This is a genomic window from Metabacillus litoralis, from assembly GCF_007994985.1.
In the GTDB taxonomy this organism is placed as follows: Bacteria; Bacillota; Bacilli; order Bacillales; family Bacillaceae; genus Metabacillus; species Metabacillus litoralis.
Window position 1 is genome coordinate 248,692 of record NZ_VOQF01000003.1, and the last position, 11,590, is coordinate 260,281.

Annotated in this window: 15 protein-coding genes; all 15 read right to left on the reverse strand. The window is 34.5% G+C overall.

Annotation, left to right across the window (positions count from 1 at the left end; all coding sequences use genetic code 11):
* Position 1 precedes the first annotated feature (1 nt).
* Positions 2 to 904, reverse strand: a complete 903-nt coding sequence (gene sucD / locus FS935_RS06215; protein WP_146946718.1) for a succinate--CoA ligase subunit alpha — start codon at positions 902 to 904, stop codon at positions 2 to 4.
* An 18-nt stretch (positions 905 to 922) separates the two neighbouring features.
* Entirely contained in the window at positions 923 to 2,083 is a 1,161-nt protein-coding gene (gene sucC, locus FS935_RS06220) for an ADP-forming succinate--CoA ligase subunit beta (protein WP_146946719.1), read from the reverse strand.
* A 275-nt stretch (positions 2,084 to 2,358) separates the two neighbouring features.
* Complete coding sequence (locus FS935_RS06225) at positions 2,359 to 2,634, reverse strand: EscU/YscU/HrcU family type III secretion system export apparatus switch protein (protein ID WP_146946720.1); 276 nt, start codon at positions 2,632 to 2,634, stop codon at positions 2,359 to 2,361.
* On the reverse strand, positions 2,631 to 4,205 hold the full coding sequence (locus FS935_RS06230; RefSeq protein WP_146946721.1) for a hypothetical protein: 1,575 nt from the start codon (positions 4,203 to 4,205) through the stop codon (positions 2,631 to 2,633). Before FS935_RS06230 ends, FS935_RS06225 begins: the two co-directional genes overlap by 4 nt.
* A gap of 16 nt (positions 4,206 to 4,221) precedes the next feature.
* Positions 4,222 to 4,986, reverse strand: a complete 765-nt coding sequence (gene rnhB, locus FS935_RS06235) for a ribonuclease HII (protein ID WP_146946722.1) — start codon at positions 4,984 to 4,986, stop codon at positions 4,222 to 4,224.
* A gap of 135 nt (positions 4,987 to 5,121) precedes the next feature.
* Positions 5,122 to 5,985, reverse strand: a complete 864-nt coding sequence (ylqF, locus tag FS935_RS06240; RefSeq protein WP_146946723.1) for a ribosome biogenesis GTPase YlqF — start codon at positions 5,983 to 5,985, stop codon at positions 5,122 to 5,124.
* Between the two features lie 18 nt (positions 5,986 to 6,003).
* Positions 6,004 to 6,555: a signal peptidase I gene (gene lepB, locus FS935_RS06245; RefSeq protein WP_146946724.1), complete on the reverse strand. Its 552-nt coding sequence runs from the start codon at positions 6,553 to 6,555 to the stop codon at positions 6,004 to 6,006.
* Positions 6,556 to 6,851: 296 nt separating this feature from the next.
* A complete protein-coding gene (gene rplS, locus FS935_RS06250; protein WP_146946725.1) occupies positions 6,852 to 7,196 on the reverse strand; it encodes a 50S ribosomal protein L19 in 345 nt (114 codons plus the stop codon).
* 154 nt (positions 7,197 to 7,350) lie between these two features.
* Entirely contained in the window at positions 7,351 to 8,085 is a 735-nt protein-coding gene (trmD, locus tag FS935_RS06255) for a tRNA (guanosine(37)-N1)-methyltransferase TrmD (RefSeq protein WP_146946726.1), read from the reverse strand.
* A complete protein-coding gene (rimM, locus tag FS935_RS06260) occupies positions 8,085 to 8,606 on the reverse strand; it encodes a ribosome maturation factor RimM (protein WP_146946727.1) in 522 nt (173 codons plus the stop codon). Before rimM ends, trmD begins: the two co-directional genes overlap by 1 nt.
* Before the next feature lie 5 nt (positions 8,607 to 8,611).
* On the reverse strand, positions 8,612 to 8,992 hold the full coding sequence (locus tag FS935_RS06265; RefSeq protein WP_146946728.1) for a YlqD family protein: 381 nt from the start codon (positions 8,990 to 8,992) through the stop codon (positions 8,612 to 8,614).
* 190 nt (positions 8,993 to 9,182) lie between these two features.
* A complete protein-coding gene (locus FS935_RS06270) occupies positions 9,183 to 9,413 on the reverse strand; it encodes a KH domain-containing protein (protein WP_146947082.1) in 231 nt (76 codons plus the stop codon).
* Positions 9,414 to 9,427: 14 nt separating this feature from the next.
* Positions 9,428 to 9,700, reverse strand: a complete 273-nt coding sequence (gene rpsP / locus FS935_RS06275; RefSeq protein WP_146946729.1) for a 30S ribosomal protein S16 — start codon at positions 9,698 to 9,700, stop codon at positions 9,428 to 9,430.
* Positions 9,701 to 9,862: 162 nt separating this feature from the next.
* Positions 9,863 to 11,203 carry a signal recognition particle protein gene (ffh, locus tag FS935_RS06280; protein WP_146946730.1) on the reverse strand — a complete coding sequence of 447 codons (1,341 nt, stop codon included), beginning with the start codon at positions 11,201 to 11,203 and terminating at the stop codon, positions 9,863 to 9,865.
* 12 nt (positions 11,204 to 11,215) lie between these two features.
* On the reverse strand, positions 11,216 to 11,548 hold the full coding sequence (locus FS935_RS06285) for a putative DNA-binding protein (protein ID WP_146946731.1): 333 nt from the start codon (positions 11,546 to 11,548) through the stop codon (positions 11,216 to 11,218).
* Positions 11,549 to 11,590: the final 42 nt, after the last annotated feature.

The following is an 11,590-nucleotide window of genomic DNA, read 5'->3' on the forward strand; positions in this document are numbered from 1 at the left end:
ATTAATGTGTTTTACATTTTTCTAATAACCCCTGCTCTTTTAAAACAGAGATAAGAGTTTCACCCATTACAGAAGGTGTATCAGCTACTTTAATACCACATTCATTCATTGTTTTAATCTTTTCTTCAGCTGTACCCTTACCACCTGAAATAATTGCTCCAGCATGACCCATACGCTTTCCTGGAGGTGCTGTTTGACCACCAATAAAGCCTACTACAGGTTTAGTCATATTAGCTTTAACCCATTCTGCAGCCTCTTCTTCTGCAGTACCACCGATTTCACCAATCATGATGACTGCATAAGTGTCTTCATCTTCATTGAATGCTTCAAGAACATCAATAAAGTTCGTACCATTAACAGGATCTCCACCGATACCCACAGCCGTTGATTGACCAATCCCAGCTTGTGATAATTGGTGTACAGCTTCATAAGTAAGTGTTCCTGAACGTGATACAACACCGACATGACCTTTTTTGTGAATATATCCAGGCATAATACCTATTTTACATTCATCAGGTGTAATAACTCCAGGACAGTTTGGTCCTACTAGTCGTGTCTTTTTACCTTCCATATATCTCTTAACATTTACCATATCCAATACAGGTATATGCTCTGTGATACAAATAACAAGATCAAGTTCTGCATCTACGCCTTCCATAATTGCATCAGCAGCGAAAGCAGCAGGTACATAAATAACAGATGCATTTGCACCAGTTTTTTGAACCGCTTCTTGAACTGTATTAAAAACAGGCACTCCTTCTACTTCAGTGCCACCTTTACCAGGTGTAACACCACCAACAATATTTGTACCATACTCAAGCATTTGCTTAGTATGGAATAGAGCAGTTGATCCAGTAATACCTTGTACGATTACTTTAGTATCTTTATTAATAAATACACTCATGTTTGTCCCCTGCCTTTCTTACTCTACTAATGAAACGATTTTTTGTGCGCCGTCAGCCATCGACTCTGCAGAAGTAATATTTAATCCAGATTCATTTAAAATTTTCTTCCCTAAATCAACATTTGTTCCTTCAAGACGAACTACAAGTGGTATTTCCAAGCCAACCTGTTTTGTTGCTTCTACGACACCTTCTGCAATTACATCACATTTCATGATTCCACCAAAGATATTTACAAAAATACCTTTAACATTTTCATCAGACAGAATAATCTTAAATGCTTCTGTTACTTTCTCTGCAGTTGCACCGCCCCCAACATCCAGGAAGTTTGCGGGATCTCCACCATAATATTTAATAATATCCATAGTAGACATCGCAAGACCTGCACCATTTACCATACATCCAATATTTCCATCTAATGAAATATAGCTTAAATCGTATTTAGATGCTTCAATTTCTTTTGCATCTTCTTCCTCAAGGTCACGATATTCTACTATATCTTTATGACGGTATAATGCATTTGAATCAAAGTTAAGCTTAGCGTCAAGTGCCATAACTTTTCCATCGCCAGTCACAACCAATGGGTTGATTTCAGCAATAGAGCAATCCTTCTCAATAAATACTTTATATAATCCCATCATGAACTTAACCGTTTGCCCAACTAGTTCTTTTGGAATATTGATATTAAAAGCAATTCTTCTAGCTTGATAGCCTTGTAATCCTACAGCAGGATCAATTACTTCTTTAAAGATTTTTTCTGGAGTTTGCTCTGCTACCTCTTCAATTTCTGTTCCACCTTCTTCAGAAGCCATAAGAACAACTCGAGATGTAGCACGATCTAATACTAGACCTACGTAATATTCTTTCTTAATATCACAGCCCTCTTCAACAAGAAGTCGTTTCACTTCTTTACCTTCAGGACCTGTTTGGTGTGTTACAAGAGTTTTCCCTAAAATTTCTTCAGCATATGTACGTGCTTCTTCAAGGTTTTTAGCAACTTTTACCCCACCAGCTTTTCCACGTCCACCTGCATGGATTTGAGCTTTAACTACCACTACTTCTGTTCCAAGTTCTTTTGCAGCTTCAACCGCTTCATCTACTGAAAAAGCCACTTGTCCATTTGGTACAGACACTCCGTATTTACGAAGGAGTTCTTTTCCTTGGTACTCATGGATATTCATTTGCCATCCTCCTAACCTATTTGCAAGAATAAAAATTAGACTGCGCTTTCATTTTATATAATAGTTTGAACATTGTCTATAATTCCACACAAAATAGTAAAATCCTTTTTTAAATTAAATTTTTATTTTTTTAGTATAAAGCTATTTTAGTGAGTTTATAAACGATTTTCATTATAAAGAAAATTTTTTTAAATAGTTCTTTACTTTTTTCTCTTCTAATAGTCCTTTAGACCCCTGTAGGTTTTATAGGGGTCTGATGCACAAGGTTTAATTATTTATTTTTTCTTCAGATCATTTTCTAGTTGATAAACAAAGGCAAAAATCTCAGCAACTGCTTCATATAATTCATCTGGTATTTGTTGATGAATTTCTAACTTTGATAATAATTCAATTAGTGCTGGATCTTCTTGTATATGGACTTGATGCTTCTGTGCTGTTTCTACGATTTCATCAGCTAAAAGTCCTTTCCCCTTTGCGATAACTATTGGTGCTTGTTCTTTTTCAGCATTATATTTTAAAGCAACTGCTTTCTTTGATTCATTTTTACTCATATCCAGAGATCAACTCCTGTATACGACAAATTACCCTGACTATTCGTTAGTAACTTAATTGGCTTATCCGATTTATTAGTTAATTCAAAAGGCTTTACACTTACTGAGGTTAATTGATAGTTCATCTCAGCTAAAGATTGCTTTAATAAATCAGTTTTTCTTAAAACGAACTCCTTTAGGTCACTATGATCATTTGTAATAGAAATTGTCATAATTCGATTTTGAATTTGTACATCAATCATCGTGTCGGCTAATTTAGGTAATTGCAAATAAAAGAATATTCGACAAAAAGATGGGTCTATACTCCCATCTTTTTGTTTCTTTCCTTCCCATTGTATCGTTAAATCTGATTGATGATCTAAAAAATAAAGTGGTATTTGTGTAAAAATTTGCTGTGTTGGACCATGATCTTGCGTTAGTAGTGAGTGACCATGTAAACGTTGAACTAAATGCTCCATTTGTTCTTTTAGAACAGGAAAATCCACTTCTTTACTAGCTATAATTAATAATTCTTTTAAAGATTGGATATTGTTTTTATCTTCGCTCCCAATCTTAACTTGTGAAAATAATTTAACATGACCTAATTGTTTCTCAAGACTTAATAAATTTGTTAGCACTTCATCCTTAGTAATAGAACTCGTCATTTCAGTAGCGATCTTATTTATAAAATCGGACTCAAATTCACTTAACAATTTTGGTAAGTTAACATATCCATTTAAATTTTGTATTACTGATTGTTTCGTCACTTGCTCACTTGTATCAAGTAAATTTATTATTTCTCCCTTAACTTGATTGAGTACTTGTACATCTTGCAATTTTATATTTAATTGAGCTAAAGTACGTTGTTCATTATTAGTAAGATCTCTATGAAGTTCTGGATTACCAATAAAATTTATTACTTTTTCTAGTAAATTATTCACTGGATATTGCTTCAATTTTACTAATGATTGTGTCAAATGCGAGATATTAGGACTTTCCCCTTCCACTTTTTGTAATGAATCAATAAGTGAATTAATTTGATTAGTTAAGGGTATATCCGTTTGTGCTTGAACTAAAGCCCTGATTATCCCTTGTGATATTGGGAAATTTTCTTTTATAGCATATTGAATTGCTCTTATTGTCTCAGGTATTGCTTGTTTGTTTGTATGTTTAATAACTTCTATAGCTGCACTAAACTGCTGACTTGTAATTGGTAACTCTTCTTTCAATAATTGCTTAGCAAGTAGAATATTTTCTTTTGAAGGTTTCTGATGAAATAGTTGCACTAAATCTCTCGTAGCCTCTTGCTTCGAATTCTTATCATATTCAACCTGTTTTAACATTTTTAAGGAAATTCCTTGTTTCATTGAACCTCCTACTCTAAACCAATAATTCTCATTTGTCGAAATTGACGTTTCTAGCTGTGCAACAAGCTTAGATTGACCTAATTGAATCAATGCCTTTTGATCAGGAAATAATTTCAATACTCTGCCTTGAACGATTTGATTTTCTTTTAAAGATAAGTTATTTCTTGATTGTGACAACGTAACACTATGTTTAAGGAGATTTGAAAATGCATTTATGGGATTCATTATTATTCTCCTATTCTTATAGCAATGCTTTAACTGGGGCAAAACTTTTTCGATGATACTCAGTTACACCATATTGCTTTAGTGCCTCTAAATGAATTTTAGTTCCATATCCCATATGTTTATCAAATCCATATTGAGGATACTCATGAGCAAGATTCATCATCATACGATCTCTAGTAACCTTTGCAATTACAGAACTCGCAGCAATAGACACACTTTTTGCATCACCTTTGATAATAGATTGTTGATCTATAGGTATATCTAATTTCATCGCATCAAGTAATAAATAATCTGGGTCTATTTTCAAGTCCTTAATTGCTTCTGTCATGGCTAGCTTAGTTGCTTCATAAATATTAATGTGATCAATTATTTCTGGTGAAACAATTCCAATACCAATAGCTTCTGCATTTTCTTTTATTAATTCAAAATAGTGCTCTCTCACAGTAGCTGTGAGCTGCTTAGAATCAGTTAAACCCGGTATGTAACAATCTTCCTTCAATATAACAGCTGAAGCAACTACAGGGCCTGCTAGCGGTCCTCTACCGACTTCATCTATACCTGCAAGTAATCTATAGCCTTTTGTACGAGCCTCACGCTCATAACGCAACATACTATAAAATTGTTGTTGTTTTCGCTTCTCTACTTCTTCATTCTTATACCACTTTTCTACAAGTTGTTGAACACCTTTTCTACTATCCTTTTTACACTCTAGTAGAAAGGGATCATCTTCACTTTTGATACTAGCTAATTTTTGTTGTACTTCTTTTGTAGTTAATGTCATTAGTTTTTCCCCTACACTTTTTTTACATTTTCATAAATTTATACTTTATATATCGTCAAAGTACATAAAAAATAAAGAGGTTGACCCTAACTAACAGAGTCAACCGTCCTAAAACTATTTATGCTTATCTAAAGCTTAATCCTCATGATCAAATTGTGATGGTGTTTCAAATGATAGTCTCCCTAACTTATCCGCTCTAATTTCTCTTAAAATAAGCTCTGATGTTTTATCATAATCAATATAGCCACCTTGCATCATACAACCACGCTTTTTACCTATTTCATCAAATAAAGAAACTATCTCTTCTGGTAGCTCTTCTAAATTATACCGTTCTTGTAATCGATTGGGATAATGATCCTTTAAAAATCTTAAAGCGAATACAGTAATATCTTGAAGATTTAAAATAGCATCTTTAATAGCACCTGTAGTGGCTAATTTATAGCCGACTAACTCATCCTCAAATTTTGGCCAGAGAATTCCTGGTGTATCCAAAAGCTCTAATTCAGTTCCTACCTTTACCCATTGTTGAGCCGTGGTTACCCCCGGTCTATCTCCAGTTTTTGTAATGTTTCTTTTGGCTAATCTATTTATTAAAGTAGATTTTCCTACATTAGGTATTCCGATAATTAATGCCCGAATCGCACGAGGTTTTATTCCTTTAGCAGCCATTTTATCGAATTTTTCCTTCAATAATACTTTTGAGAGAGCTGTAATTTGTTTTAAACCAGTACCAGTTTGCGCATCAATAGCAATTGCAGGAATATTTTGTTCTTTAAAATAGGAGATCCATTGCTTTGTAATAAAATCATCAGCTTTATCTGCTTTATTTAACAAAACAATGCGTGGCTTTGTTGAAATAATTTCATCAATCATTGGATTTCTTGAAGACATTGGAATTCTAGCATCCACAAGTTCAAAGACTATGTCAATTAGTTTAATTTTCTCAGTTACTTGCCTTCTTGCTTTAGCCATATGTCCTGGAAACCATTGTATTGTCATAAAAACACCTTCTTTACATTACTCAGTTAATCTTATATCTGATATTGGCCAATAAACCAAGCTTGTTTTACCCATAACCTCTTCTATTGGAACAGTACCAATATGTCTGCTATCCTTACTTTGCCGTCTATTATCTCCCATAACAAATATATGACCTTCTGGTACTGTGGGTTGACCAATGATGCTTTCTAAATTAAAGGGTTCAGTTAATGGCCCATCGATAAGTTGATTTTGATAATCTTCAAGATATGGTTCAGCATATTCTTTTCCATTAATAATAAGGGTATCATCTTTGTACTCAACAGTATCGCCTGGTAAACCAATTACTCTTTTAATATAGTCTCTATCTGAAGTAGCATGAAATACTACAATATCAAAACGTTTTGGTTCACCAATTTTATAAGAAAACTTATTTACGATCATTCGATCTTGCGTATGTAAAGTCGGCATCATGGAGAATCCATCAACTACGATTGGAGCAAAAAAGAAATATCTTATAATAGCTGCTAGTAATACAGCTATTGTAAGTGCCTTTATCCATTCAAGTAGCTCATTTTTCTTTTTTGTCATTTTTTCACCTACTCTAGCAATCATTATAACCACAGTCTATATAGTACTATACCCTATTACAAATGTAGTAATAGAAGTTTTTAAGATATCGTTAAACTTGAACTTAGTTGTTGTTCACCTTGAACTTGAAGTCAGTCCTTTGAGGCTGTTTTTTCAATTTTTGAAAGGAACAAATTAATTTATAGCCTTAAGAATAACCTATTGAAAAAGGAGCTTGTTAAATAACAAGCTCCTTTTCAACTATACGGACAGTTAGCTGACCCATATATTTGAGACTTAGCATAAACTAAGCTATCTTATCGAATTTCTTTGATACGCGCTTTTTTACCACGTAATTGACGTAGGTAGTAAAGTTTAGCACGGCGAACTTTACCGCGACGAATTACTTCTAATAACGCGATCTTTGGTGTGTGTACAGGGAAAGTACGCTCAACACCTACTCCGTAAGAAATCTTACGAACTGTAAATGTTTCACTAATTCCACCACCACGACGCTTAATCACAACACCTTCAAACACCTGAATACGCTCACGAGTACCCTCTACAACTTTAACGTGTACACGCACTGTATCACCAGGACGGAATGCAGGAAGATCAGATTTTAATTGTTCTTTTGTGATTTCTTCAATTAGTTTTTGCATCGTTTTCAACTCCTTCCAACAGACGCTCATTCCAATATATTCATTGCAGCGGAACATCGTTTTAACGCCTGCCCTCTCTGAAAGCACCCACAAGGAGCCTCCTTGAGCAAGTCACGAGATTCATCATACCATAAAGACTATTGTCCTGCAATAGTTAGTTCCCATTTTTTAAGGTTTTTATAAATGATTGTTGCTTTTCTGTTAGTGGGTAAGAATCTAATAAATCTGGTCTTCTATTAAAGGTCCTTCTAAGAGACTCTTCCTCACGCCACTCTGCTATTTTTTTATGATTTCCTGAAAGAAGTACATCTGGAACCTTTAGACCTCTAAAATCTGCTGGTCTAGTATAATGAGGGTGCTCTAACAATCCAGAGCTGTAAGAATCAAGTACAGGTGAATCTTCATTTCCTAAAACACCTGGTAACAGACGAACAACACTATCTGCTATGACCATAGAAGCAAGCTCACCTCCTGTTAATACAAAATCTCCAATAGAAATCTCATCTGTAACAAGATTTTCTCTTATACGCTCATCATAGCCTTCATAATGGCCGCAAATGAACAACAGGTGTTCTTCTTTAGCAAGTTGCTCTGCTTTTTCTTGTGTATACCTCTCACCTTGAGGACATACAAGAATAACTTTAGGTTTTGAATCTGTTTTATTTCTAATATCTTCCACTGCATCAAAAATGGGTTGTGGCTGTAAAACCATTCCCGCTCCTCCACCATATGGGTAATCATCAACATTATGATGTTTGTTTGTGGAATAATCACGAAAATTCATTACTCTAAACTCTACTGCAGCTTTTTCTTGTGCCTTTTTTAAGATAGATTCATTTAAAACACCTTGAAACATTTCAGGAAAAAGTGTTAGAAAGTCAATCTTCATTAGTCTAGTAATCCCTCCATAGGAGTGATGATAATTTTCTTATCCTCAATATTAATTTCACTAACAATATCATCAATATATGGTACAAGTAGATCTTTTCCTTCTTTTCTTTTCACAACCCAAACATCATTTGCTCCAGTAGCTAAGATTTCACGGATAACACCAATCTCAAGCCCTTCATCTGTAAACATCTGACATCCAATAATTTCATGGAAATAATACTCTCCGTCATCTAACTCAGTCAATTGATCTTCTGTTACTTTTAATAATGAACCTTTAAATGGCTCAACATCTTGAATAGAGTTCATTCCTTTAAAAGTCAATAAGTCAAAGTTTTTATGAACACGATGACTAACAACTACTACTTCAAGATGTTCCTCAGAGTTTTCTTTAAATATGTATAGTTTATTTCCTGGCTGATATCTTTCATCTGCGAAATCCGTCTTTGAAATAACACGAACTTCTCCTCTAACTCCATGTGTATTTACTATCTTTCCTACATTAAACCATTTTTCTGCCATAATTATCACCTCAGGCGTATTTGATCTATAATTCCATCTTTAATTACAATTGTTTTTTCTTTCATTATTTCTGACCAATTATCACCAACATTTACTTCTATTATTGCTTCCACTTCTTTTTCTTTTAACTCGCTACCAAGTGGTAAGATATTGACTTGCTCTAGCTGAAATTCAACGAGCTTAATTTTCTCTCGTCTTTTATCTATCTCTTTAAGATATTGAGTTGCTAATGATTTACTCGTTTTTTCGATTTTCTTATATTCAAAATACAATTGGTCACATTCTTGTTCTAACCGTTTTTTCTTTTCTGTAAACTGTTTTATTAATTCTTGTTTACTTGTCTCAGTTATAGTCTGTTTGACCGTTACGTGGTGGAGTATATTCATTATTGTTCCTCCCCTACTAAGCTTCATACAACAATAAACCTTCAAGTAACTTATATTTTCCTTCATCTCTATTTCTATCTATCTCTATAGTACAAGAAAAGTGCAAGAGACCTGCTTGGGCCCTTTGAGCTAAACACTAAATTTACGTTCTTACCTATCAAAAAAAGGTGAGGAATCTTCCTCACCTTTTTCAGTCGTTAATTTCAAGTTGAATTCTTTTAGATGAATTAGATCCTGCTGCATATACAACAGAACGAATCGCTTTTGCTATACGTCCTTGTTTGCCAATCACCTTGCCAACGTCATCTTTATGAACAGATAGACGAAACGTAATTTGATCTTCCTGAACAAGTTCAGTTATTTCAATATTCTCTGGTGAATCAACTAGTGGCTTAACAATAACTGCGATCAACTCTTTCATCTCATTCACATTCATTACTTGCTAAATTTTGCGTTATGGAATTTTTCCATAATGCCTTGTTTAGAGAACAAGTTACGAACTGTATCAGAAGGTTTAGCACCATCCTGCATCCATTTTAATGCTAACTCTTCATTGATTTTAACTTCTGCTGGTTGAGTAACTGGGTTGTATGTTCCAACTACTTCGATGTCACGTCCATCACGTGGTGAACGAGAATCTGCTACTACAATACGATAAAAGGGAGACTTTTTTGATCCCATACGTTTCAAACGAATTTTAACTGCCATTTTATAAAGCACCTCCGAAAATATTTCAACAAGATAGTATATTATCAAATAAATTATATGATGTAAAGGTTTTTTTCTTGTCAGAAGAAAATCCCTTTGTAAAAACCATAAAAATCTGAGTTCCGCGGTCAATTTCTGATGACTAAATTACCACAAAATTTGTTACATGAAAGGGAATTTCATGCCTTTTTTCTTACCTTTTGACATAGTTGTCATTTGTTTCATCATTTTTTTCATGTCTTCAAATTGCTTCAGTAGTCGATTTACTTCCTGAACAGAAGTTCCACTGCCTTTTGCAATTCTTTTTTTACGTGAAGCATTCATCATTTCAGGGTTGATTTTTTCTGCAGCTGTCATTGACTTAATAATTGCTTCAACATGACTTATCTGTTTTTCATCAACCTGTAAATTTTTGAGACCCTTCATCTTATTAGCACCAGGTAACATGCCAATTAGATCTTCTAATGGACCCATATTTCGTACCTGACCTAACTGTTCAAGGAAATCATCAAAAGTAAAGGATGCCGTACGCATTTTTTGTTCTAGCTCTTTAGCTTTTTCAGCATCAACATTTGTTTGAGCTTTTTCAATAAGTGTTAAAACATCACCCATACCTAAAATACGTGAAGCCATTCGTTCAGGGTGAAATGCTTCGATTGCGTCTAGTTTTTCACCAAGACCTACAAACTTAATAGGCGTTTCAGTAACAGAACGAATTGATAATGCCGCTCCACCACGTGTATCACCATCAAGTTTTGTAAGAACAACCCCTGTTAAGCCGAGCAATTCATTGAAGCTCTTTGCTACATTTACAGCATCTTGACCTGTCATTGCATCAACCACTAAGAAGATTTCGTCAGGTTTTGCAATAGCTTTTACCTGTTCGAGTTCTTCCATCAAATGCTCATCTATATGAAGACGACCGGCTGTGTCAATTAACACATAGTCATGATGCTCTTCTTTGGCATGTTCAAGAGCCTTTTTTGCAATTTCAACTGGACTTACTTGATCACCTAAAGAGAACACAGGCATATCTAACTGCTTACCTAACGTTTCCAATTGTTTAATTGCTGCAGGACGATAAATATCTGCTGCCACTAACAACGGTTTACGATTATGTTTCTTTCGTAATAGATTTGCAAGTTTTCCAGTTGTCGTTGTTTTACCAGCACCTTGTAAACCAACCATCATGATGACTGTTGGTGGACGATTTGAAACAGCAATTTTACTCTGCTCTCCACCCATTAATTCAGTTAGTTCTTCTTTAACAACTTTAATAACCTGTTGGCCTGGTGTTAAGCTTTTCATTACCTCTTGACCAACAGCACGTTCACTTACGCGTTTAATAAAGTCTTTCACAACTTTAAAGTTAACATCCGCTTCTAATAGAGCAAGGCGAACTTCCCGCATCATCTCTTTTACATCAGCTTCAGAAACCTTTCCTTTACCGCGTATTTTCGCCATCGTATTTTGCAGTCGGTCGGCTAATCCTTCAAATGCCATAAATGCCGCCTCCTAATCTAATTTCTCAAGTTCATTTAGTAATGTATCAAACTCTTGTTGATTTTCCATTTCAGACGAAAATTCACGAAGTTTTGTCATTAATTTTTGACGCTCTTGAAATTTTTGAAAAAGTAATAGCTTTTCTTCATATTGCTCTAGCATTGCATCAGTACGCTTAATGTTATCGTAAACAGCTTGTCTACTTACATCATACTCTTCCGCAATTTCACCAAGGGAGAAATCCTCTAAATAGTATAACGACATATAGCTTTTTTGTTTAGGCGTTAGCAACGATTGATAAAAATCAAAGAGATAAGTCAGCCTCGTCGTTTTTTCAAGAGTCATGTCGTCACCCCTTTGTTAAGTGAATTACCTTTACACCTTAAT